Raw genomic sequence first — 21831 nt, 5'->3', positions numbered from 1 at the left:
ATTTTTTTTCTCTTATTTTTTTTTTTATATACAAACACCCAGGCGCCGGGGGGGGGGGGGGGGGGGTGGGGGGGGGGGGTTGTTTGTGGGGGGGGGGGGGGGGGGGGGGGGGGGGGCGGGGGGCCCCCCCCCCCCCCCCGCGCCGATGTGCACGAGCCGTGGGTACGGGGGGAACCCCGGCTCTGTGCGACGGCCGATGACCAGTCGGCTCACTCAGTACTGCGCCGCGGCGGCCGGAAGTGTCACACCCGGATCGAAGAAATTTCAAAGAACAACGAAATCGCAGGTCAGCGGGGGTTCGGGGTCGCCAGCGCCGAGACCGGGGCGGCTACGGAGCCGGTCGGGTGGACGATTCCACCGAGGCCGCCGGGCCAGGCGGGGGGCTTGCCGCCACCACCGTTGCCACCGCGGGTACCGCCGAGACCGCCCCCGCCGCCGTGGCCGCCCGCGCCGCCTCCGTCGTGGCCGGATCCTTTGCCGTCGCCGCCGTCCCGGCCGTCGTTCGTGCCGTCGCCGCCGCCCAGCACGACCTTGCAGAAGGTCTTCACCCGGGCGTCGCCGCCTGCCGCGTCCCGCAGATCGCGCAGCCGGGCGTCGCCGAGCACCCGGCCGACGACCATGTCCTCGCAGGAGGAGCGCAGGGCGCTCCACCCGTTCTGGGCCCGCCCGCCGGGGTGATCGCCGGTGGGGTCCCCGGGGAGGGGGGTGGAGGTGGCACCGGCGCCCGCCTCGTCGCGCGCGGGGCCGCCCGGCGTGGACTCCTCGGAGGTGGAACCCGGTGTCGTCGGCGCCGTGGGTCCGCCGCTCGCCGTGGCCCCGGGCGTCGGGGTGCGCAGCGGCTCCTGGGACGAGGTGTCGGCCGTGACGGAGGCCGCGGGGCCCGGTTCCCGCTGGAAGGGCGTCGGCAGGACTCCGGTTCCGGCCGCGAAGGCGACCCCGCCGATCGTCCCGGCGGCCACCGCGGCGGCCAGGCCGAACCGCAGCGGGCGCCCCCAGCGGTTCCGTCCCGTGTTTGCGCCGGTGCGAGGCCCGTTTGCGGCGGGCCGGCCGAGGCGTACCAGCCCCGCGTCGGACCCGTGGTGGGCGGCATACGCGGAACCGGGTCCGGCGAGGGCCTCCCGCGCCGGGGCCGCCTCGCTGCGCGCGGCCCGGAAGGCGGCCAGCGCGGCGGCCTCACCGGACAGCTCGGCGCTGGTGGCAGAGGGTGTGACGGCGAGTGAGGCAAGGGTCTCGGCAAGCCGTGCGGCCTGCTCCCGGGCGGTGCCGTCGACGGTGTCCAGCGGCTCCCCGCGCAGCAGACGCTCCGCCGCGTCGCCGTCCAGCCACCTGTACTGCTCGTCGGCCATCACATGTCCTTCTGCGTCCGCGAACGCATATGCGTCACACCGGCGGACGTCACCGCACGTCTGCGCGCTCCCCGTTGGGGCGGCATGGCACCGAGCACTCCGGCCGACTCCGGATCCCCTTCGAGGTCGGCGGCGCCGATCAGCTCCGCGAGTTTTTTGAGGCCGCGGTGGGCCGCGGTGCGGACGGCGCCGGGGCGCTTGCCGAGGGTCTCGGCGGCCGACTTGGCGTCCAGGCCCACAACCACGCGCAGCACCACGGCCTCCGCCTGGTCCTGCGGGAGCTGGGCGATGAGGGAGAGGGTGCGGCCGGTGGCCAGGGCCTCCATGACCTCGCCCGCGGTGTCCGATTCGGCCGCTTTGCCGGTCAGTTCCGTCTCGTCGCCGCCGATCGCGGGGCGGCGGCCGCGCATCCGTATGTGGTCCAGCGCCCGGTTGCGGGCTATCCGTGCCGCCCAGCCGCGGAAGCGGTCCGCGTCACCGCTGAAGCGTTCCAGGTCACGGGCGATCTGAAGCCATGCCTCGGAGGTGACGTCCTCCGCGTCCGGGTCGCCGACGAGTGTCCGCACATATCCGAGCAGCCGCGGATGCACGGCCCGGTAGACGGTCCGGAACGCGGTCTCGTCCCCGCCCTGTGCCGCAAGCACCGCGGCCGTCAGCTCCGCGTCGTCCCCCAGCACCCGAACTGCCCCTCTGTGCACCTCGGCCCGCACATGCCCGCGGACCGGGTTCTCGCTGTCGTGATTCCTCGTCGTTCGTTGCGGTCTGCGGCCGGTCGTGATGTGCGGTGGATACTCTCACCCGATTTACTGATCATCCGTGGTCGGCGCGAAAGGAACGTTACGGCTTTAAACCGCTCCCCGTCCATGTCCGCACGCGGCGCGACCACTCCATGACACGGCGAGGTGTGACAGAAAACGCATCCCCGGCGCTGTAGGGAGTACGGGTCGCCGCGCGGCCCGTGCCGCGCGACGGCCGGGGCCTCTCCTGTGGGGGGTGGCGGCCCCGGCCGTTGCCACGGTCCCGGCACTCCGCCCCGCCACCCCGCCTTGCCGCCCGCCCTCATGGGCGCCTCTTCCCCGTCGTGGCCGGTGTTCCCGCACAGGCCGGTGGTCTACGGCAGTTCGCTCCTCGCCTCGGTGACGGGATGGCCGCATGCCGCGCCGCACAGCAGGACCGCGAGCAGGGTGGGCAGCGGGCGGCCCGCACGGCGCCGGGCGCGTGGGCGCCAGTCGTCGCGGCGGCGGATCCGGCCCGGCCGTGGGTCCTGCGGCTGTTTGCGGGCGTCCCGGAAGGCGGTGAGGGCCCGAGCCTCCGCCTCGGGGCCGGGAAGCGAGCGGCCCAGCGCGGCGCGCAGGGCGTCGGCCGTCCGGGGCTCGGGGCCGGGGTGCCCGGAGGGACGGACGGTGCGGCCGCTGCCGTATCGCTCACCCATGGCCGTGTCCGCTCCCCTTCCGCACCGCACGCGCGCTCACTCCGACTCCCCCAGCGTCCCGGTGCCGCCTTCCGTCACAGCGGTGCCGCCTTCCGTCACAGCGGTGTCGGCGAGTTCGCGCGCGAGTCGCTTCAGACCCCGGTGGGCGGCGGTGCGGACGGCGCCGGGCCTCTTGCCCAGGACCCGGGCGGCGGACGGTGCGTCGAGGCCGACGACCACGCGCAGCAGCACGGCCTCCGCCTGGTCGCGCGGCAGCCGGGAGATCAGCTCCAGGGCGCGCACGGTGGACAGGGACTCCAACGCCTGGTCGTGGGTGTCATGGCGGCCGGGGAGTTGGAGCGCGTCCCCGTCCAGGGCCGCGGCGCGGGGGCGGACCCGCTGGCGGCGCAGATGGTCGAAGGCGCGGTGCCGGGCTATGGTCGCGGTCCAGCCGCGGAAGCCCGCGCCGTCGCCTCGGAACCGGCCCAGGTCGCGGGCGATCTCCAGCCAGGCGTCGGACGCCACGTCCTCCGCGTCGTCGCCGACCAGCCCGCGCAGATAGCCGAGCAGCCCCGGCTGCACGATCCGGTAGGCCACCGCGAAGGCGGCCTCGTCCCCCTGCTGGGCCCGCGCGACGGCCGCGCCCAGCTCCCCGTCGTGCGCCTGCACGCGGCGGGGTTCCCCTCCCTGGCCCAACGCTGTCCTCGTTCGCCTGCGAGTGGTCTCGCGTCCCCGGGGCGGGACACTCCGGTCGTGCCCTACGCCCCCAAGGTCATCAGCGTCCGCCGCCACAGAAACGTCACTGGCCGTCAGACGCCCCTGGAGTCCCACCCGTCGGGGGCGGCCGCGCGGGGCGGGGGTCCCGTGTCGGCTGCGGGTGCTTTGGCCGCCGGGGTCCCGGCGTCAGCCGTGTGTGCCCCGGCCGCCCGGCAGGCCCGTCGCGTCCCGGCACAGGAGTCGGAGGGAGCCGTCGCTCTGGTAGCAGCGGCGGGCCTCGTCGATGGGGTCCCACAGCCGTCCGTCGGGGGTGCGTATCCAGTGGTCGCCGCCGGTCGCCCACCACTCCCCGCCGGTCAGCCGGACCACCACCTCGCCCGCGTAGGCCCCCAGGCCGCGCAGGGCGGTCTGCACGGCGGCGTAGGGCACCCCCTGACCGCGTATCTCCTCGATCGTCCGGTCCACCCGCCACAGACTCTGCGCCGAGTAGTCGAGCCGCATCCGGGCGCCCTCGCGCAGGGCCGCGACGGCGTCCGCAGCCCAGCGCACTGGCTTGGCGGCGGCATGGGGCCTGGTCACCTCAGTTGCGTTCACACCCGGAAGAGCGCCCCGCCGCCGGTCGGTGTCACGCCCCTCGGAGTGGCTCCCCGACACCGGCGCAGGACCGCCCCGCCGCCGCACACGACAGTCACAGGATCCTTGCAGCGAAGGGGTTTGAGCCGGTGGGGCGTGGGGTGGCTAAGCGCGGCCGCGGGCGCGGCGGGAGACGACCGCCTGGAGCACGCGGCGCCCCTCGGTCGAGATGTCACGGGCCTGCCGCAGTCCGGTGGCGCCGTGGTCGCCGACCAGTTCCAGGACCGTGATCTGGCGCCGGAGTTCGGCGGCGACCAGCGGCGGCACGGCGTCCGTACGACCCTCGCGGTGGGCCGCCACGGCGGACTCGCCGTCGTCGTCGGCGGGGTCGAGCAACTGGTGGATGCACAGCGCGGCGACCGAGCAGTCGTCGGCCCACCGGCGCAGGGCGTCGGCGGACTGCTCGGCGGGGGCCGCCACCAGCATCCGGCGGGCGAGCCGCGCGGCCTCGGCCTCGAGGGCGCACTCCGCGGCGGCGTCCGCCACCAGCGCCTCCGCCTCCAGCGCGACCCGTGCCTTCGCGAGCCGCTCCTCCCACTCCCGGCCCTCGGCCAGGCTCGCCCACAGCGGGCGCAGGACGTCGTCGTCGCCACCGAGGAGGGGCACGCACCGATCCAAACAAGCCAGTCCGCTTGCCGCGAGCGCCCGTTCGTCCGCCTTCGCGATCAGGTCCACCAGGCTCATGACGCCTCCTCGAAACCCTCGACGGGGCGCCTCATCTCTACGGAGCCCGCACTTCCCCTTACTGCGTGCGACGGACCGGGAGTGTCACTGGAACATTCCCCGCCGCACCGGCCGGACCGACCCGCCCTCCGAGGGGGTGTTTTCGGCCAAGCATGCCCCCGGCTTGCCGCCAAGGTACCGAATAGACCACAACGAAACCGGTCGCGCGCCCGGAATGCAGAATTCCGCAATGCAGAGTTCCGCCGGCCGAATCCGCCGGCCGCAAGCCCGCAACCACTGCCCCCGCCCCCGCGGCCACGGCCACGGCCGGTGCCGAGCACGAAGCCGGAGCCGGGGACACAGCCGGGGACGAAGCCGGAGCCGGGGACGAAGCCCCGGCTCCAGGTCCAGCCCCCCCCTCAGCGCCCCCTCAGCGGCCCCCTCAGTGCCCCCCTCAGCGGCCCCGCCCCGTCACCCCACCCGCCCCGCCAACTGCTGGAACTGTGCCCAGGACAGTGAGGGGGTGCGGGAGTCCCACAGTTTCTGGGACGTCGCCCGCAGGGGCATCCGGATTCCGGCGGCCACCTGGTCCTGGGTCTGGGCGTTCGGGTGGTCGCCCCAGACCGCGAACACCCCGCCGAGGATCTGCCCGTCGTACTGCGCGGGCACCGGCTTGGTGCCCCGGACCACCCGGGGGGTCCACTGCTCGTAGATCCGCTGGCCGGTGGGGTAGACAAAGGTCTGCGGCTGGCCGAGCACGTAGTACAGGAACTCGTCGTTGTAGTTGATCAGCTTCCGGCCCGAGCCCAGATAGTCCGTCGGCTGCCGGGCGCCGATCTCCTTGCCGGTCCAGTAGGCGACCTGGAGGTCCTTGGCCGGCTGCACCACGCTCGTCGGGTAGAAGCCGTCGTTCCAGGCCCGCATGGTCCGGTTGTGGCTGCGCACCACGTTCGCCCGGTCGTTGAGCCAGCCCGTCGCGAGGTCCGCCACCCCTGCCCGCGGGCCGTACTTGGCCCGGGCGGCCGCGGCGAGCTGCGGGAAGGAGGCGGCCGGGTTCTTCACCATCAGCGCCTGGTACTCGTCGCCGCCCAGATGCCACTGGTTGCCCGGGAACACGCCCGCGTACTCGTTCAGCAGGTCGTCCACGATCTTGGCGGCGGCGGGCTTGGAGATGTCGACCGCACCGCGCACGGCGGTACCGGAGGCGTTGCGCAACTGGAGGTCGGGGTGGGCGGCGATCACGGCGCCCAGATGTCCGGGCGAGTCGATCTCGGGGACGACGGTGATGTGGCGGCTCGTGGCGAGGTCCACGATCGCCTTCACGTCGGCCTTGCTGAGGTGCTGGGGCGAGACGATCTCCGGGTGCGAGGAGGACTCGATGCGGAAGGCCTGGTCGTCCGAGAAGTGCAGCCCGATCTCGTTGTACTTCAGATCGCCCAGCTCACGGATGCGGTCCTCGATCCAGCCGACCGAGTAGAACTTGCGCGCGATGTCGAGCATCAGACCGCGCCGCGGCTTGGCGGGGCTGTCCCGGACGACGCCCTCGGGCGCGGCGCCTCCGCCGTGCACCTCCTGCTTGAGGGTGCGGGTGCCGTAGAAGACCCCCGCCTCGGCCGGGCCGGTGATCTTCACCTGTCCGTTCTGGACGGTCAGGACGTACGACTCCTGGTCGCCGCTGCCGGATATGGCCAGTTCCACGTCCCCGGCCCGTGCTCCCGTCCGGCCCGCGTACGCCATCTTCAGCTCACCGGCGAGCAGCTTCCCCTCGTCGGCGAGGGAGTCGTCGTCCACCACCACCCGGCTCCCCGAGGCGGGCCGCCAGCCCGGGCCGCGGGCCGCGGTGAACTCACGGACCGCCGGTATGGTCCCGGGCGCCCGGGACAGGGGGTAGCTCGCGGAGGGGGTGCCGCCGGTGATCCTGGACCCGGACGATCCGCCGCCCGAGGGCCACAGCGCCACGGCCGCGGCGACCGCACCGGCGGTGACTATTGCGGCACCCAGCAGCAACCTGTTGCGCCGCTGGTGCGTCTTGCCCTCGGGGGCCTGCCGTCCTCGGCCGGTCACCACGCCGCTCCCCGCACCGCGCCCGCGCCTGGACGCACCGTGCCCGGGGGCTGCTGCTCCGCGCCGGGCGCGGCACCCTCTCGTATTCGCTCGACTATCGACCGCACACTACCCACCTCCGCGCTTCTGCCCCCTTTGTCCCTTCCGAACCTACGGCCTCAACGCGACACGATCGTCCACAAGACGCCCTGAACCTCTCCCGTTCGGGTGAAATCCGGGCAGGTGCTGGACGTCTGCCCGATTGCCGTCGATAACGTGACGGCGCGTCTCCCCCCACCCTCCCTGCCGACCCGCATGTGACGTCTCCCCCGACGCCACGCCGCCATCCGCCGAGGACTCACGCTGCCCGCGCACCGCCTCCCCCGTCTCCCCGGTCACACCGCTCTGCCGGGCCAACAGCGCACCGCGGCCCACACCGGCCTGGAGCGGTTCAACTCCGCACCCGCCCCCGAGGCCCGGCACGCCCTCCTGGCCTGCTGCCGCAGCCTGCGCTGGGTGCACCGGGTCGCCGAGCACCGCCCCTATCCGGATGTGGAATCCCTGCTCGCCGCGGCCGACGAGGCGGCGTACGACCTGTCACCCTCGGATCTCGCCGAGGCCCTGGCGGGCGAGACGCTCACCCTGCTGCCCGACGGCGCCTACTCCGCGGCCCACACCGCCCTGAGCGCCGCGCACGCGGCCTACGAGAGCCGGTTCGGACATGTGTTCGTCATCTGCCTGGACGATGTGACCCCGGACGAGTCCGCCGATCTGATGCTGGCCGCCATCCGGTCACGATTGGCGAACGATCCCGAGGAGGAACGCCTCCTCGCGGCCGAGGAATTGCGCCGCCTGGCGAAGGGCAGGCTGACGCGCCTGGTCCGGGACACCTCGGGCCGCACGGTGGCGGGCCACGCCGCCCCATAGCCCTGGCCGTCGGCCCCCGCCCGATAGCCCGTCCGTGCTCGTTTGATTGCCGGTTTGATCACATCGGCAGGGGCGCCGTAAGCGTTCCGACAACACGTCGCTACGATGCTGGGGGCCGGTGGACCGTACCCGGCCGGGCCCGACCGACACAGAAGCCGGCGCGGCCCTAGTCCCCGCTCCCGGAGGGTTCTTCCGTGCCGGCTGGAACGCTGTACCGCGGCCGGGAAGGAATGTGGTCCTGGGTGGCTCACCGAGTCACCGGCGTCCTCATCTTCTTCTTCCTGTTCGTACATGTGCTGGACACCGCTCTCGTCCGTGTCTCCCCCGAGGCCTACGACAAGGTCGTGGCCACGTACAAGACGCCGATCGTCGCCGTGCTGGAGTACGGCCTGGTCGCCGCCATCCTCTTCCACGCACTGAACGGCCTGCGCGTCATCGCCGTCGACTTCTGGTCGAGGGGCCCGCGCTACCAGAAGCAGATGCTCTGGACCGTCGTCGGCCTCTGGCTCGTGCTGATGCTCGGGGCGATCTACCCCGTCCTCGGCCACGCCGCTCGTGAACTGTTCGGGAGCTGACGCGCATGTCCACGACTGAAACCACCGCCTCCGGGATCGGTCCCGTCGAGGGTGCCCCGCTCTACGACGCCGACAACCCGGCGCCGGTCATCGAGCCGCCGCGCAAGCGGACCAAGAAGACCCCCAAGTCGACCCGCGGCAACTTCGAGATGTACGGCTGGCTGTTCATGCGCCTGTCCGGCATCGTGCTGGTCGTCCTGGTCCTCGGCCACCTGCTGATCCAGCTGGTGCTGGACGGCGGCGTGTCCAAGATCGGCTTCGCCTTCGTGGCCGGCCGCTGGGCCTCCCCGTGGTGGCAGGTCTGGGACCTCGCCATGCTGTGGCTCGCGATGCTGCACGGCGCCAACGGCCTGCGTACCGTCATCAACGACTACGCCGAGCGGGCGAACACCCGCCTGTGGCTCAAGGGCCTGCTCTACACCGCCACGGTGTTCACCATCCTGCTGGGCACGCTGGTGATCTTCACCTTCGACCCGAACATCCGCTAGGCACGGGGCTGCGAGAATCATGAAGATCCACAAGTACGACACCGTCATCGTCGGCGCCGGCGGCGCCGGCATGCGCGCCGCGATCGAGGCGACGAAGCGCAGCCGTACCGCCGTGCTGACGAAGCTGTACCCGACCCGCTCCCACACGGGCGCCGCGCAGGGCGGCATGGCCGCCGCGCTGGCCAACGTGGAGGAGGACAACTGGGAGTGGCACACCTTCGACACGATCAAGGGCGGTGACTACCTGGTCGACCAGGACGCCGCCGAGATCCTGGCGAAGGAGGCCATCGACTCCGTCCTCGACCTGGAGAAGATGGGCCTGCCGTTCAACCGGACGCCCGAGGGCCGGATCGACCAGCGCCGCTTCGGCGGCCACTCCCGCAACCACGGTGAGGCGCCGGTCCGCCGCTCCTGCTACGCGGCCGACCGCACCGGCCACATGATCCTCCAGACGCTGTACCAGAACTGCGTCAAGGAGGGCGTGGAGTTCTTCAACGAGTTCTACGTCCTGGACCAGCTGATCACCGAGGTCGACGGCGTCAAGAAGTCGGCCGGTGTGGTGGCCTACGAGCTGGCGACCGGCGAGATCCACATCTTCCAGGCGAAGGCCGTGATCTACGCCTCCGGCGGCACCGGCAAGTTCTTCAAGGTGACGTCGAACGCGCACACCCTGACCGGTGACGGCCAGGCCGCGGTCTACCGCCGGGGCCTGCCGCTGGAGGACATGGAGTTCTTCCAGTTCCATCCGACCGGCATCTGGCGCATGGGCATCCTCCTGACCGAGGGCGCGCGCGGCGAGGGCGGCATCCTCCGCAACAAGGACGGCGAGCGCTTCATGGAGAAGTACGCGCCCGTCATGAAGGACCTGGCGTCGCGTGACGTCGTGTCCCGCTCCATCTACACGGAGATCCGCGAGGGCCGGGGCTGCGGTCCCGAGGGCGACCACGTCTACCTGGACCTCACCCACCTCCCGCCGGAGCAGCTGGACGCCAAGCTGCCCGACATCACGGAGTTCGCGCGCACCTACCTCGGTATCGAGCCCTACACGGACCCGATCCCGATCCAGCCGACCGCGCACTACGCCATGGGCGGCATCCCGACCAACGTGGAGGGTGAGGTCCTGGCGGACAACACCACGGTGGTCCCGGGCCTGTTCGCGGCGGGCGAGGTCGCCTGTGTGTCCGTGCACGGCGCCAACCGCCTGGGCACCAACTCGCTGCTCGACATCAACGTCTTCGGGCGCCGTGCCGGTATCGCCGCCGCGGAGTACTCGCAGAAGGCGGAGTTCGTCGAACTGCCCGAGGACCCGGCGGAGCTGGTGACCACGCAGATCGAGCGGCTGCGCTCGTCGACGGGCACCGAGCGGGTGGCGGAGCTGCGGCGCGAGCTCCAGGAGACCATGGACGCGAACGTCATGGTGTTCCGCACCGAGCAGACGATCAAGACGGCCGTCGAGAAGATCGCCGAGCTGCGCGAGCGCTACCGGAACGTGGCGATCCAGGACAAGGGCAAGCGGTACAACACGGACCTGCTGGAGGCCGTCGAGCTGGGCAACCTGCTCGACCTGGCCGAGGTCATGGCCGTGTCGGCGCTGGCCCGCAAGGAGTCCCGCGGCGGCCACTACCGCGAGGACTACCCGAACCGCGACGACGTCAACTTCATGCGCCACACCATGGCGTACCGCGAGGTGGGCGACGACGGCGCCGAGTCCATCCGTCTCGACTACAAGCCGGTCGTCCAGACCCGCTACCAGCCGATGGAGCGTAAGTACTGATGGCTACCCCTGTTCTGGACAAGGCGGACGAGGCCGGCCGGCCCGAGCCCGGTTTCGCCGACTCCCCCTACATCACCGTCACCTTCCGGATCCGCCGGTTCAACCCGGAGGTCTCGGCGGAGGCGACCTGGGAAGACTTCCAGCTGGAGATCGACCCCAAGGAGCGCGTCCTCGACGGTCTGCACAAGATCAAGTGGGACGTCGACGGCACGCTGACGTTCCGCCGCTCCTGCGCGCACGGCATCTGCGGCTCGGACGCCATGCGGATCAACGGCAAGAACCGCCTTGCCTGCAAGACGCTGATCAAGGACATCAACCCCGACAAGCCCATCACGGTCGAGCCCATCAAGGGCCTCACGGTCCTCAAGGACCTGGTCGTGGACATGGAGCCGTTCTTCCAGGCGTACCGGGACGTGATGCCCTTCCTGATCACGAAGGACACCAACGAGCCGACCCGCGAGCGGCTCCAGTCGGCCGAGGACCGCGAGCGCTTCGACGACACCACGAAGTGCATCCTGTGCGCCGCCTGCACCTCCTCGTGCCCGGTGTTCTGGAACGACGGCCAGTACTTCGGCCCGGCCGCCATCGTCAACGCGCACCGCTTCATCTTCGACTCGCGCGACGAGGCCGGTGAGCAGCGTCTGGAGATCCTCAACGACAAGGACGGCGTGTGGCGCTGCCGCACCACGTTCAACTGCACGGACGCCTGCCCGCGCGGTATCGAGGTGACCAAGGCGATCCAGGAGGTGAAGCGAGCGCTGATCACGCGCCGCTTCTGATTCCTTCAGGAGCCCGTCGAGGGCCCCGTTCTCCCTGGAGGACGGGGCCCTCGCGCGTGCGTGCGCCACCTTCGGGTGACCCCCCGCACAGGGGACATGTGATCGTCGACCGACGGCACCAGCGCCTCCATCTCCTCACCGATCCGGGTGAGGGAGGCTACGCCACCCACCGCGTCCACGCCCCCGGCGATCTCGTCACCCTCCCGGACTCCCTCGGTGCCAAGGTGACCCTGGACGCTGCGGAGATCCTGGAAGCAGGGCGCCGCGGGCAGGGGAGTTAGGCTCTGAGGTTGTGTCCTCCAAGTCCGAGCAGACCCGTGCGCTGATCATCGAGACCGCGATGCGGCTGTTCCGGGAGCGGGGGTACGACGGGACGACCATGCGGGCCATCGCCCAGGAGGCCGGGGTCTCGGTCGGGAACGCGTACTACTACTTCGCCGGCAAGGAACACCTGATCCAGGGGTTCTACGACCGTATCGCCGCCGAGCACCGGGCGGCCGTACGGGACGTCCTGGACCAGGAGGGCGAGTTGGAGGCCCGGCTCGCCGGGGTGCTCACGGCGTGGCTGGACGTGGCCACCCCGTACCACGAGTTCGCGGTGCAGTTCTTCCGGAACGCCGCCGACCCGGACAGCCCGCTCAGCCCGTTCTCCCAGGAGTCGGAACATGCGCGCGCGGACGCCATCGGTGTCCACCGGGAGGTGCTGCACGGGGCGAAGACCAAGGTGCCCGGCGAACTGCGGGACGTACTGCCCGAGTTGATGTGGCTCGCCCAGATGGGGCTCGTGCTGTACTGGATCTTCGACCGGACGCCGGGGCGCGAGCGCAGCTACCGGCTGGCCGAGCGCGGCGCCCGGCTCACCGCGCGGGGCATCTCGCTGGCCCGGTTCCGGGTGCTGCGCCCCCTGGTCCACGAGGTGCACGCGCTTTTCACGGACTTCCTGCCGGGGATGACGAAGGCGCTCCCGGACCCCGCCCGCCGCGCCGGGGCGCCCTCCGAGGAGCGCCCCTGAGCGTCGGCCCGGGGCCGGGGCGGGGCGTCAGATCCAGCCCAGCCGCCACAGCCGGAAGACACCGGTGCCGTCCGACAGATACTGCCCGCCGCCGACGTCCTCGCTGCTGACCACGTACTCCTTGCGCTGCCACAGCGGGATCAGCGGCACGTCCCGGGCCACGATCTTCTGCATCTGCTGGAAGTCGTCGGCGGTGCGGCTGCGGTCCGAGTAGCGCTGGCTGTCCAGGATCAGACGGTCCACGTCCTTGCTGCTGTAGCCGTTCTTCATGCTGCTGCCGGTGCCGACGAGCGGTGCGCCGAAGGTGTCCGGGTCGGGGAAGTCGGCGACCCAGCCGATCGCGTACGCGTCGAGCCTGCCGCTCGCGTACCGCTTCTGGAAGTCGGTCCACTCGTAGCCCTTGATGTCCACCTTGAACAGCCCGCTCGCCTCCAGCTGCCGCTTGAGTTCGGCGGCCTCCGCGGCGGCGGCTCCGCTGCCCTCGGCATAGCCGTAGCTGAAGCGCACCGGCGCCTGGACGCCCGCCGCGGTCAGCAGGGCGCGGGCCCGGTGCGGGTCGGGCTTGGGGTAGGTGTCGAAGAAGGAGGTGGTGTGGCCGGTGATGCCCGCCGGGATCAGCGAGTACAGCGGATCGGTGGTGCCCTCGTACACCGTGCCGACCAGTTCCTCGCGGTTGACCAGCAGGGCGAGGGCCTGGCGGACACGGCGGTCGTGCAGCGGTGATCCGGCGGCGGTGTTCAGCACCAGGTTGCGGATCTCGGCGCTGTCGGTCTCGCTGACGCGCTCGTTCGGGTCGCTGGGCGACAGCCCGGCCAGCACGGACGGCGGCAGCTGGCGCGTGGCGACGTCGATCAGTCTGGCCTTCCAGGCCTTCTCCAGGGCGGCTGGGTCGGCGTAGTAGCGCAGCACGACCGGCCGGCCGGTGCTGCCCACATCGCCCCGGTAGTGGCCGTTGGGCGCGAGGACAGCCTCCTTGTCCCTGGTGTACGAGGTCAGGGTGTACGGCCCGGTCCCGTCGACGCCGCTGTCCTTGCGCAGCCTGTCGGCGGGGTATTTGGTGCGGTCGACGATCGACCCGGCGCCGGTGGCCACCTTGAACGGGAAGGTCGCGTCGGGCGAGGACAGATGGAAGGTGACCGTGAGCCCGGCGGCGTCGACCGAGCGGAGCGTCTCCAGCAGGCTCGCGGGCCCGACGTCGGAGTTGATCCGCTTGACCCGGTCGAAGGAGTACTTGACGTCCGCGGCGGTCATGGCGTGCCCGTCGGGGAACGTCAGGCCCTTGCGCAGGGTGCAGCGGTAGGTGGTGAGGTCCGTCCCCTCGAAGCCGCAGCTCCGGGCGGCGTCCGGCACCGGTGCGACGCCGTCCGGCTCGAAGGTCAGCAGCGACTGGAAGACATTGCTGTACAGCGCCCAGGACCCGGCGTCGTAGGCGCCCGCCGGATCCAGTGACGTGACGGCGTCCGCCGTGCCGACCGTGATCGTCCTGTTGGTGTTCTCCTTGGCCGGCAGCAACTCCCAGCCGCCCACCCCCACGCCCGCCAGTACCAGCACGGTCGCGAGAATCCGCATGCGAACCGATCGCATCGGCGCCCCTCCCCAGGCCCTCAGCGCACACCACTCCCCTGTGGCGCAGATCACCTAATCACAGCGTTTCGCCTGGGGGAAGGGGGATCTGTTGAGATGAGAAAGAACTTACCGAGGGGGTGTTTCAGGCCGGTTTCACGGGCCTGAAGGGCATCCGCGGGGCCCGCCTCGCGCTATGGCGTCCGTCGCAAAGCGCGCAGTCCACGCAACCCGAGGACGCCGATCGCTGTCCCCAAGAGAAAGGAGACGACGGCGAGCGTCAGATGGACCCAGAAGTACGCCGTCGGATTCCCCGCGTCGTCGAACGCCAGTCCGCTGCCGTCCTGCCACAGGTTTTTTACGAAAGTGATCCAGATGACCCAGCTCCACACCCCGAAGGCGAGCAGGAACCAGGAGACGGGGCGGCTGAGTTTCACCAGAGCGGGCCTTTCCTCGCTGCGCCGGGTGCCCGGGGCCGGGCCGGCCGGCCGGGGGTCCGGGGGGCCTTCCCCGGACGAGCGCAGCATGGACCCAGTATCGCCGCCGTCCTCCGGCGGCCCGTCCGGGGGTGACGGGTACCGGAGGGGACCGGCCGGGGCCCCCGGCGGCGCACTCGGTACGTTCGCCTCCGTGTCCGCCCCCAGGAAGATCACCGGCCGCCGCCTGGCGCTGGCCTCCGCGACCGTGCTGTCCCTCTCGCTGGCCGCACCCGCGACCGCGGTGGCGGTCCCGCACAGCCCCACCGCGCCCCCCACGGCCACGCCCCCGGCGGCAATGTCCACGGTCGGCGGGGAACTGCTGGGCAGGCCCGGCACCCAGGTGAATCTGGGCCCGGGTGTCCCCGTGCTCCCCAAGGACGTCACGGCGCGCTCCTGGATCGTCGCGGACGCCGAGTCGGGCGACATCCTGGCGGCCCACAACGCGCACTGGCGGCTGCCCCCGGCGAGCACCCTGAAGATGCTCTTCGCCGACACCGTGCTGCCCCGCTTCCCGCGGACCGAGACGCACACGGTGGTCCCCGCCGACCTGGCCGGGATGGGCGCCGGGTCCAGCCTGGTCGGGATCAAGGAGGGCGAGAGCTACACGGTCCACGACCTGTGGCTGGGTGTCTTCCTGCGCTCCGGCAACGACGCCGTACATGTGCTGTCCGCGATGAACCACGGGGTGGACCGGACCGTGCGGGACATGCAGGCGCACGCCGAGGAGCTCCAGGCCCTGGACACGCATGTGGTCAGCCCGGACGGCTATGACGCCCCCGGACAGGTCTCCTCGGCGTACGACCTGACGCTGTTCGCCCGGTCGGGGCTCCAGAAGAAGGACTTCCGGGAGTACTGCGCGACGGTGCGGGCCAAGTTCCCGGGCGAGACGGTCAAGAAGGGCGGCCGCACGACCCGCGGGTCCTTCGAGATACAGAACACCGACCGGCTGCTCGCCGGGGACTACGACATCACCCCCTACCCCGGCATCGCGGGCGTGAAGAACGGCAACACCACCCACGCGGGCGCCACCTACACCGGAGTCGCCGAACGCAACGGCAGGGTGCTGCTGGTGACCGTGATGAACCCGGAGAAGAAGGTGCACAACCAGGTCTACCGGGAGAGCGCCCAGCTGCTCGACTGGGGCTTCGGCGCGGCCGGGAAGGTGAAGCCGGTGGGCGAGCTGGTCGCCCCCCGCAGCGCGGGCAAGGGGCCCCAGGGCGGCGGCGCGCCCAGCGCGGGCACGGGCACGGGCACGAGCTCGGCCTCGGCGAAGAGCGGCGGCTCCGGCGGGGCCGGGGTGGCGCTCGCGATCATCGGCGGGGTGCTCGCCCTGCTCGCCGCGGGTGCCTTCCTGGTCAACCGCCGCTGGCCGCTGCCCGATCTGGTACGCCGCCGGACGCGTCCCTGACGTCGTCGGCCGCGTCCTCGCCGCCGCTGTGCGTCGCCGTCCAGGCGGCGCAGAACAGCACCAGCTTCGACGTGAAGTTGATCCACAGCAGCAGGGCGACCGGGACTCCGAAGGCGCCGTACATGCTCTTCGAGGCGACTCCCTGGATATAGCCGCTGAGCAGCAGCTTCAGCAGTTCGAAGCCGAACGCGCCGATCCCGGCGGCGGTCAGCAGCCGCCGCCGCGGGGGCTCGACCCCGGGCAGCAGGGTGAGGACGTAGAGCAGGACCAGGAAGTCGGCGAGGACGGCGACGACGAAGGCGGCGATCCGCAGCAGTACGGTGCCCCAGCCGCCCTGGTCCAGGCCCAGGTCCCCGGCCAGATGGCCGACCAGGGCGTTGGCGACGGCGGAGACGCCGAGGGTCACCAGGACCGCGCCGCCCAGGCCGATGAGCACCACGCCGTCCTTGACCTTGGCCAGCACCGGGTTCTCGTCGCCGTCGGGCAGCTCCCACACCGCGCGCAGGCAGTCCCGCACCTGTCCGACCCAGCCGATGCCGACGAAGAACAGGGTGGCACCGGCGATCACGCCGACGGTCCCGGCGCTCTGCACCAGGCCGTGGATGTCGAGCTGGTCGGAGATGCCGGGGAACTGCTCCGCGACCTTGCTCTGGAGCTTGTCCTGCCGGGCCGTGCTGAGGGTCGCGGCGGCGATCGCGGCGGCCACGGTGAGCAGCGGGAAGAGCGTCACAAAGCTCACGAAGGTCATGGCGGCGGCGAGCCGGGTCCACTTCACCCGGTCGAGGCGCTCGTAGGCGTGCCAGGCGTGGGTGGCCATCAGCCGGGCCACCAGCGGCCCGATCCCGGGGAGTTTCCTCAGCCAGTCCATGATCCGAACGCTCTCCTCGTGCCTGTCGCCGTGTCCCGGCGCAGTCCGGCTTCCCCGGATCACCCATTTCAGTGAGCAGCGACACCGGGTGGGCACATTGAGAGGGTATGCCCCTTCTGCGCCGCTACGGTCACGGTCATGCCTGCCCTCAAGGACGCCTCCGGAACTCCCCGCTCCCTGCTGATCCTCGGCGGCACCTCCGAGATCGCGCTGGCCACCGCCCGCCGTCTGATCACCCGGGGCGCACGGACCGTCCGGCTGGCCGGCCGCCCCTCCCCCGGGCTGGAGGCGGCCGCCGCGCAGCTCCGGGGGCTCGGCGTGGAGGCCTCCACCGTCCCCTTCGACGCGCTCGACCCCGAGTCCCACGAGAGCGCGCTCGGCAAGGTGTTCGCGGAGGGGGCCGTCGATCTGGTGCTGTTCGCCTTCGGGGTGCTCGGCGACCAGGCGCGCGACGAGCGGGATCCGGTGGCCGCGGCCCGGGTCGCGGCCACCAACTACACGGGCGCGGTCTCGGCGGGGCTGGTGTGCGGCCGGGCGCTCCAGAGCCAGGGCCATGGCGCGCTGGTGGTGCTGTCCTCGGTGAGCGGCGAGCGCGCCCGCCGCTCGGACTTCATCTACGGCTCCAGCAAGGCGGGCCTCGACACCTTCGTGCAGGGCCTCGGGGACGCCCTGCACGGCACCGGGGTGCGTGTCATGACCGTCCGCCCGGCCGCACTCCGCAGGCCCGGCCCGGCCGGGCCCGACCAGGGGCCGCTGACCACGACCCCGGAGCGGGTCGCCGCGGCCATCGAACTGGGGCTGCGGAGGCGGTCGGAGGCGGTGTGGGTGCCGGGATCCCTGCGCCCGGTGATGGCGGTCCTGCGGCATCTGCCCAGGGCCGTGTACCGGCGTCTGCCGGTCTAGGGTCCGGGGCCGCTTTTCCGGGGGTGCGGTGCCGTTGGCAGGAGAGGGGCCCCGGCCCGGGATCAGCCCGGGATCAGCCCCTGGGGGCCGGAAGGGGCGCGTCCTCGGTCGGGGCGGTGGCCTGCGGTGGTACCACCGCGCTCCCGAAAGGGAAGTCCCGCAGTCTGCGCCAGACACCGTCCGGGCCCTGCTCGTAGAGGGCGAAGCCGGTGCACGGCCACGCGGCCCCGTAGTCGGACAGTTCCTCGAACGCCCGGTCCATGGACGCCTCGTCGATCCCGTGCGCCACCGTGACATGCGGGTGGTACGGGAAGAGCAGCTCGCGCGGCACCGGTCCGGAGGCCTCCCGGATCCGCTGCTGGAGCCGGGTGCACTGCTCCGCGCCCTCGACGACCCGGACGTAGACCACCGGCGACAGGGGGCGGAAGGTGCCCGTGCCGGACAGCCGCATCGGGAAGGGCCGGCCGCCCGCCGCGACCCGTGCGAGGTGCGCCTCGATCACGGGCAGCGCGGCGGCGTCGACCTCCGTCGGCGGCAGCAGGGTGACATGCGAGGGAATGCCGTACGCCGCGGCGTCGCCGAAACCCGCGCGCAGCTTCTGGAGCAGGCTGCCGTGAGGCTCCGGGACCGCGATCGACACACCGATCGTTACGGTCCCCACGTCGTCTCCTGTCGTCGTGTTGGTGTGCGTGGCCGGGGCAGTGCGGGCTGCCGCTACGGTGTTCGCTTTACGACTGTACGACCACGCACTGCCGTCGGGCAGGCACAGTCGGAGTGGAGTGCAGCACTCCGGGGCGCGTCGGGGCACGACGCGGGTCAGTGCTTGGCAGGCAGGAAGCCCACCCTCTCGTAGGCCTGGCTGAGCGTCTCGGCCGCGACCGCGCGCGCCTTCTCCGCGCCCTTGGCCAGCACCGAGTCCAGCGTCTCGGGGTCGTCCAGGTACTGCTGGGTGCGCTCCCGGAACGGCGTCACGAAGTCGACCATGATCTCGGCGAGGTCCGTCTTGAGCGCGCCGTAGCCCTTGCCGGCGTAGTGCTGCTCCAGATCGGCGACGGGGGTGCCGGTGAGGGTCGAGTGGATGGTCAGCAGATTGCTGACGCCCGGCTTCTCCTCCCGGTCGAAACGGATCACGGTGTCGGTGTCCGTGACCGCGCTCTTGACCTTCTTGGCCGTGGTCTTCGGCTCGTCGAGCAGGTTGACCAGGCCCTTGGGCGTGGAGGCCGACTTGCTCATCTTGACCGACGGGTCCTGGAGGTCGTAGATCTTCGCCGTCTCCTTGAGGATGTACGGCCGCGGGACCGTGAAGGTCTCGCCGAAGCGGCCGTTGAAGCGCTCGGCGAGGTCGCGGGTCAGCTCGATGTGCTGACGCTGGTCCTCGCCGACCGGCACCTCGTTCGCCTGGTACAGCAGGATGTCGGCGACCTGGAGGATCGGGTAGGTGAACAGGCCCACGCTGGCCCGGTCGGCGCCCTGCTTGGCGGACTTGTCCTTGAACTGGGTCATCCGGCTGGCCTCGCCGAAGCCGGTCAGGCAGTTCATGATCCAGGCGAGCTGGGCGTGCTCGGGGACATGGCTCTGGACGAAGAGCGTGCAGCGCTCGGGGTCCAGTCCGGCGGCGAGCAGCTGGGCGGCGGCCAGACGGGTGTTGGCGCGCAGCTCCGCGGGGTCCTGCGGGACCGTGATCGCGTGCAGGTCGACGACCATGTAGAACGCGTCGTGGGTCTCCTGGAGGGCGACCCACTGGCGGACGGCGCCGAGGTAGTTGCCGAGGTGGAACGAGCCGGCGGTGGGCTGGATCCCGGAGAGCACGCGGGGACTGTCTGAGGCCATGTTCACCATTCTCTCAGGTCCCGCGGACCGCTCGGGAAGCAGCGCGCTCCGCGCTGTGCCGGAGGCCGTGGCACGACGGCGCGGCGGACGGTGTAACAAGGGGGCATGAGGAGCGAGGGGACGGGTGTGCGCGGGCGGCGTGGATCGGTGGCGGCGCTGGTGGCGGCGGCCGTGGTGCTGGTGGGGGCGGCGGCCCCGGCGCGGGCGATGAGCAGTGACATCCCCGATCTGGCGCTGGTCACGGCCAATGGCTCGGGCCGTACGACGGCACTGCGGTCCGGGGACCGGGACTTCGCCCTGCTGTGGCAGTTGCTGTCGCCGACGGAGACCTCCACCGAGCCGGTGCCGGACGGCTGGCGGCGGGGGCACCTGCCGCAGGTGCGGGCGAGTGTGGTGTGGGCGCTGACCGGGATCGGCGGGTGGCCGTACACCCGCCGGGCGCCGGGCGGCGATGTGGCCGTGGAGCGGCGGGACGAGGTGTTCCTGGCGGCGGACGGAACACCGTGGGTGCGGTCCGCTCCGGCACCGGACTTCTCCGGCGCGGGCGTCCGCTGGCACCGGGGGCCGCGGCCGGTCTTCGACCGGCTGGAGAAGGAGGGGCTGCTCGGCGGTCCGGCCGCCCCGGCCGGGGACGGCTCCTCCGGCGGTCTGCGCTGGGGGGCCGCCGGACTCGCGGCCGGGCTCGCACTGGGTGTCGGCGGCAGCTGGGCCGGACGCCGGGCCGCGGCCCGGAGGCAGGGAGAGCCTCGCGAGCCGCGGCACGAGCTGATCGATCTGTAGACGGGGGCCGGGTCAGCCGGATCAGCCGGACCGGCGGGGCCGGGTCAGCCGAGGTCGATCTCCGGGTAGAGCGGGAAGCCCTGGAGCAGGTCGGCCGCCCGGTGGGCGATCTCGTCGGCGATCTTCGACTCAAGGACGTGCTGGGCCTTGGAGGGGGCGCCCTTGGCGGTGGTGCCCGGCTCGGTCGTGGTGAGGACGCGGTCGATCAGGGCGGCGATCTCGTCCATCTCCGCCGTGCCGAGGCCCCGGGTGGTGAGCGCGGGGGTGCCGACGCGGATGCCGGAGGTGTACCAGGCGCCGTTGGGGTCGGCCGGGATGGCGTTGCGGTTGGTGACGATGCCCGAGTCCAGCAGGGCGGCCTCGGCCTGGCGGCCGGTGAGGCCGTAGGAGGAGGCCACGTCGATCAGGTTCAGATGGTTGTCCGTGCCGCCGGTGACCAGGGTGGCGCCGCGGCGGGTCAGCCCCTCGGCCAGGGCGCGGGAGTTGTCCACGATCCGCTGGGCGTAGTCGCGGAAGGAGTCCTGCCGGGCCTCCGCCAGGGCCACCGCCTTCGCGGCCATCACATGCGGCAGCGGGCCGCCGAGCACCATCGGGCAGCCGCGGTCGACCTGGTCCTTCAGGGAGTCGTCGCACAGGACCATGCCGCCGCGGGGGCCGCGCAGCGACTTGTGGGTGGTGGTGGTGACGATCTGCGCGTGCGGGACGGGGTCGAAGTCCCCGGTGAGGACCTTGCCCGCGACCAGACCCGCGAAGTGGGCCATGTCGACCATCAGGGTGGCGCCGACCTCGTCGGCGATCTCGCGCATGGTCCGGAAGTTCACCAGGCGGGGGTAGGCCGAGTAGCCCGCGACGATGATCAGCGGCTTGAACTCGCGGGCGGACGCGCGCAGGGCGTCGTAGTCGATCAGGCCGGTGGCCGGGTCGGTGCCGTAGGAGCGCTGGTCGAACATCTTGCCGGAGATGTTGGGGCGGAAGCCGTGGGTGAGGTGGCCGCCCGCGTCCAGGGACATGCCGAGCATGCGCTGGTTGCCGAAGGCGCGGCGCAGCTCGGCCCAGTCCTGCTCGGAGAGGTCGTTGACCTGGCGGACGCCCGCCTTCTCCAGTGCGGGGGCCTCGACGCGCTGGGCGAGGACGGCCCAGAAGGCGACGAGGTTGGCGTCGATCCCGGAGTGCGGCTGGACGTAGGCGTGGCGGGCGCCGAACAGCTCCTTGGCGTGCTCGGCGGCGAGCGACTCGACGGTGTCGACATTGCGGCAGCCTGCGTAGAAGCGGCGGCCGATGGTGCCCTCGGCGTACTTGTCGCTGAACCAGTTGCCCATGGCGAGCAGGGTGGCCGGGGAGGCGTAGTTCTCCGAGGCGATCAGCTTGAGCATCTCGCGCTGGTCGGCGACCTCCTGGCCGATGGCGTCGGCGACGCGGGGCTCGACGGCGCGGATCACGTCGAGGGCGGCGCGGAAGGCGGTGGACTCGGTGGAGAGGGGCTGCTGCTCCGGCATGTCGGCCTCCGGGTGGCGTGGCTTGAAGCGGTCACGGTGCACGGTCGGCCCAGGCGCACGGCACTCGGTCTCACCAGGGCCGCTCCCCGATGGTCGGTCCCATCCCAGCGCGCCAGTCACGGCCCGCGGCCAGCCT

At 72.0% G+C, this 21831-nt stretch carries 22 protein-coding genes, 1 pseudogene and 1 riboswitch; of the genes and pseudogenes, 10 read left to right on the top strand and 13 right to left on the bottom strand.

All coding sequences use genetic code 11. The features are described 5' to 3' along the window. Positions 1–287 precede the first annotated feature (287 nt). The 7 genes from ACIHAA_RS19910 to ACIHAA_RS19880 all read right to left on the bottom strand — a co-directional run bounded on the left by ACIHAA_RS19910 (position 288) and on the right by ACIHAA_RS19880 (position 6834). Positions 288–1346: an extensin gene (locus tag ACIHAA_RS19910; RefSeq protein ID WP_399818828.1), complete on the bottom strand. Its 1059-nt coding sequence runs from the start codon at positions 1344–1346 to the stop codon at positions 288–290. Further along, the gene (locus tag ACIHAA_RS19905) at positions 1346–2023 is read right to left on the bottom strand and encodes an RNA polymerase sigma factor (protein ID WP_399818826.1); all 678 of its coding nucleotides are present in this window, start codon (positions 2021–2023) and stop codon (positions 1346–1348) included. Before ACIHAA_RS19905 ends, ACIHAA_RS19910 begins: the two co-directional genes overlap by 1 nt. 434 nt (positions 2024–2457) lie before the next feature. Then, on the bottom strand, positions 2458–2778 hold the full coding sequence (locus tag ACIHAA_RS19900; protein WP_399818825.1) for a hypothetical protein: 321 nt from the start codon (positions 2776–2778) through the stop codon (positions 2458–2460). Between the two features lie 36 nt (positions 2779–2814). Continuing rightward, on the bottom strand, positions 2815–3453 hold the full coding sequence (locus ACIHAA_RS19895; protein ID WP_399818823.1) for an RNA polymerase sigma factor: 639 nt from the start codon (positions 3451–3453) through the stop codon (positions 2815–2817). Positions 3454–3660: 207 nt separating this feature from the next. Continuing rightward, positions 3661–4053: a hypothetical protein gene (locus ACIHAA_RS19890; RefSeq protein ID WP_399818821.1), complete on the bottom strand. Its 393-nt coding sequence runs from the start codon at positions 4051–4053 to the stop codon at positions 3661–3663. Positions 4054–4212: 159 nt separating this feature from the next. Beyond that, entirely contained in the window at positions 4213–4791 is a 579-nt protein-coding gene (locus ACIHAA_RS19885) for a hypothetical protein (RefSeq protein ID WP_399818819.1), read from the bottom strand. A gap of 450 nt (positions 4792–5241) precedes the next feature. Continuing rightward, the gene (locus ACIHAA_RS19880; protein WP_399818818.1) at positions 5242–6834 is read right to left on the bottom strand and encodes a glycoside hydrolase family 20 protein; all 1593 of its coding nucleotides are present in this window, start codon (positions 6832–6834) and stop codon (positions 5242–5244) included. A 324-nt stretch (positions 6835–7158) separates the two neighbouring features. Here ACIHAA_RS19880 and ACIHAA_RS19875 point away from each other — a divergent pair, with 324 nt between their 5' ends. The 7 genes and pseudogenes from ACIHAA_RS19875 (at position 7159) to ACIHAA_RS19845 (ending at position 12368) form a co-directional block, all read left to right on the top strand. After that, positions 7159–7740: a 2-oxo-4-hydroxy-4-carboxy-5-ureidoimidazoline decarboxylase gene (locus ACIHAA_RS19875; RefSeq protein ID WP_399819085.1), complete on the top strand. Its 582-nt coding sequence runs from the start codon at positions 7159–7161 to the stop codon at positions 7738–7740. 194 nt (positions 7741–7934) lie between these two features. Continuing rightward, positions 7935–8315 (top strand): succinate dehydrogenase, cytochrome b556 subunit, encoded by a 381-nt coding sequence (gene sdhC, locus ACIHAA_RS19870; RefSeq protein ID WP_399818816.1) that lies wholly within the window; start codon positions 7935–7937, stop codon positions 8313–8315. A 5-nt stretch (positions 8316–8320) separates the two neighbouring features. Next, positions 8321–8803, top strand: coding sequence for a succinate dehydrogenase hydrophobic membrane anchor subunit (locus ACIHAA_RS19865; RefSeq protein WP_399818814.1), 483 nt, complete (start codon positions 8321–8323; stop codon positions 8801–8803). A gap of 19 nt (positions 8804–8822) precedes the next feature. Beyond that, a complete protein-coding gene (gene sdhA / locus ACIHAA_RS19860) occupies positions 8823–10577 on the top strand; it encodes a succinate dehydrogenase flavoprotein subunit (protein WP_399818812.1) in 1755 nt (584 codons plus the stop codon). After that, positions 10577–11356: a succinate dehydrogenase iron-sulfur subunit gene (locus ACIHAA_RS19855; protein ID WP_399818809.1), complete on the top strand. Its 780-nt coding sequence runs from the start codon at positions 10577–10579 to the stop codon at positions 11354–11356. The genes sdhA and ACIHAA_RS19855 overlap by 1 nt, the downstream gene beginning before the upstream one ends. 95 nt (positions 11357–11451) lie before the next feature. After that, positions 11452–11637, top strand: a pseudogene (locus ACIHAA_RS19850) (Uma2 family endonuclease); the annotation flags it as partial. Positions 11638–11648: 11 nt separating this feature from the next. Further along, positions 11649–12368, top strand: a complete 720-nt coding sequence (locus ACIHAA_RS19845; RefSeq protein ID WP_399818807.1) for a TetR/AcrR family transcriptional regulator — start codon at positions 11649–11651, stop codon at positions 12366–12368. A 27-nt stretch (positions 12369–12395) separates the two neighbouring features. On the opposite strand, the gene ACIHAA_RS19840 is transcribed toward ACIHAA_RS19845, so the two are convergent. Continuing rightward, positions 12396–13952 (bottom strand): ABC transporter substrate-binding protein, encoded by a 1557-nt coding sequence (locus ACIHAA_RS19840; RefSeq protein ID WP_399818805.1) that lies wholly within the window; start codon positions 13950–13952, stop codon positions 12396–12398. A 173-nt stretch (positions 13953–14125) separates the two neighbouring features. Beyond that, on the bottom strand, positions 14126–14368 hold the full coding sequence (locus ACIHAA_RS19835; protein ID WP_399818803.1) for an SCO4848 family membrane protein: 243 nt from the start codon (positions 14366–14368) through the stop codon (positions 14126–14128). A gap of 193 nt (positions 14369–14561) precedes the next feature. Between ACIHAA_RS19835 and ACIHAA_RS19830 the strand changes: the two genes are divergently transcribed. Beyond that, positions 14562–15818: a D-alanyl-D-alanine carboxypeptidase family protein gene (locus tag ACIHAA_RS19830; RefSeq protein WP_399818801.1), complete on the top strand. Its 1257-nt coding sequence runs from the start codon at positions 14562–14564 to the stop codon at positions 15816–15818. Here ACIHAA_RS19830 and ACIHAA_RS19825 read toward each other — a convergent pair. Next, positions 15766–16686, bottom strand: a complete 921-nt coding sequence (locus ACIHAA_RS19825; RefSeq protein WP_399818798.1) for a YihY/virulence factor BrkB family protein — start codon at positions 16684–16686, stop codon at positions 15766–15768. The genes ACIHAA_RS19830 and ACIHAA_RS19825 overlap by 53 nt on opposite strands. Before the next feature lie 138 nt (positions 16687–16824). Between ACIHAA_RS19825 and ACIHAA_RS19820 the strand changes: the two genes are divergently transcribed. Then, positions 16825–17589, top strand: coding sequence for an SDR family NAD(P)-dependent oxidoreductase (locus ACIHAA_RS19820; RefSeq protein WP_399818796.1), 765 nt, complete (start codon positions 16825–16827; stop codon positions 17587–17589). Positions 17590–17662: 73 nt separating this feature from the next. On the opposite strand, the gene ACIHAA_RS19815 is transcribed toward ACIHAA_RS19820, so the two are convergent. Both ACIHAA_RS19815 and trpS read right to left on the bottom strand, forming a co-directional pair. After that, positions 17663–18250: a 2'-5' RNA ligase family protein gene (locus tag ACIHAA_RS19815; RefSeq protein ID WP_399818794.1), complete on the bottom strand. Its 588-nt coding sequence runs from the start codon at positions 18248–18250 to the stop codon at positions 17663–17665. 155 nt (positions 18251–18405) lie between these two features. Further along, positions 18406–19419, bottom strand: a complete 1014-nt coding sequence (gene trpS / locus ACIHAA_RS19810) for a tryptophan--tRNA ligase (RefSeq protein WP_399818792.1) — start codon at positions 19417–19419, stop codon at positions 18406–18408. 105 nt (positions 19420–19524) lie between these two features. On the opposite strand from trpS, the gene ACIHAA_RS19805 reads away from it, so the two are divergent. Then, a complete protein-coding gene (locus tag ACIHAA_RS19805) occupies positions 19525–20199 on the top strand; it encodes a hypothetical protein (protein WP_399818790.1) in 675 nt (224 codons plus the stop codon). Between the two features lie 44 nt (positions 20200–20243). Here ACIHAA_RS19805 and ACIHAA_RS19800 read toward each other — a convergent pair whose 3' ends face one another. Beyond that, positions 20244–21695, bottom strand: a complete 1452-nt coding sequence (locus ACIHAA_RS19800) for a glycine hydroxymethyltransferase (protein WP_399818788.1) — start codon at positions 21693–21695, stop codon at positions 20244–20246. Positions 21696–21735: 40 nt separating this feature from the next. Beyond that, positions 21736–21825: riboswitch (ZMP/ZTP riboswitch) on the bottom strand. Positions 21826–21831: the final 6 nt, after the last annotated feature.

Source organism: Streptomyces sp. NPDC052040 (assembly GCF_044548405.1).
Classification (GTDB): domain Bacteria; phylum Actinomycetota; class Actinomycetes; order Streptomycetales; family Streptomycetaceae; genus Streptomyces.
The sequence above is the reverse complement of the archived record's forward strand: the minus strand, read 5'-3'. Positions and strand labels throughout refer to the sequence as shown.

What these genes read in the sequence shown, in the direction of transcription:
- ACIHAA_RS19910 (WP_399818828.1), bottom strand. Translation starts at nt 1,346, where the DNA reads ATGGCCGACGAGCAGTACAGGTGGCTGGACGGCGACGCGGCGGAGCGT.
- ACIHAA_RS19900 (WP_399818825.1), bottom strand. Translation starts at nt 2,778, where the DNA reads ATGGGTGAGCGATACGGCAGCGGCCGCACCGTCCGTCCCTCCGGGCAC.
- ACIHAA_RS19885 (WP_399818819.1), bottom strand. Translation starts at nt 4,791, where the DNA reads ATGAGCCTGGTGGACCTGATCGCGAAGGCGGACGAACGGGCGCTCGCG.
- ACIHAA_RS19865 (WP_399818814.1), top strand. Translation starts at nt 8,321, where the DNA reads ATGTCCACGACTGAAACCACCGCCTCCGGGATCGGTCCCGTCGAGGGT.
- sdhA (WP_399818812.1), top strand. Translation starts at nt 8,823, where the DNA reads ATGAAGATCCACAAGTACGACACCGTCATCGTCGGCGCCGGCGGCGCC.
- ACIHAA_RS19855 (WP_399818809.1), top strand. Translation starts at nt 10,577, where the DNA reads ATGGCTACCCCTGTTCTGGACAAGGCGGACGAGGCCGGCCGGCCCGAG.
- ACIHAA_RS19840 (WP_399818805.1), bottom strand. Translation starts at nt 13,952, where the DNA reads ATGCGATCGGTTCGCATGCGGATTCTCGCGACCGTGCTGGTACTGGCG.
- ACIHAA_RS19825 (WP_399818798.1), bottom strand. Translation starts at nt 16,686, where the DNA reads ATGGACTGGCTGAGGAAACTCCCCGGGATCGGGCCGCTGGTGGCCCGG.
- ACIHAA_RS19820 (WP_399818796.1), top strand. Translation starts at nt 16,825, where the DNA reads ATGCCTGCCCTCAAGGACGCCTCCGGAACTCCCCGCTCCCTGCTGATC.
- trpS (WP_399818792.1), bottom strand. Translation starts at nt 19,419, where the DNA reads ATGGCCTCAGACAGTCCCCGCGTGCTCTCCGGGATCCAGCCCACCGCC.
- ACIHAA_RS19805 (WP_399818790.1), top strand. Translation starts at nt 19,525, where the DNA reads ATGAGGAGCGAGGGGACGGGTGTGCGCGGGCGGCGTGGATCGGTGGCG.
- ACIHAA_RS19800 (WP_399818788.1), bottom strand. Translation starts at nt 21,695, where the DNA reads ATGCCGGAGCAGCAGCCCCTCTCCACCGAGTCCACCGCCTTCCGCGCC.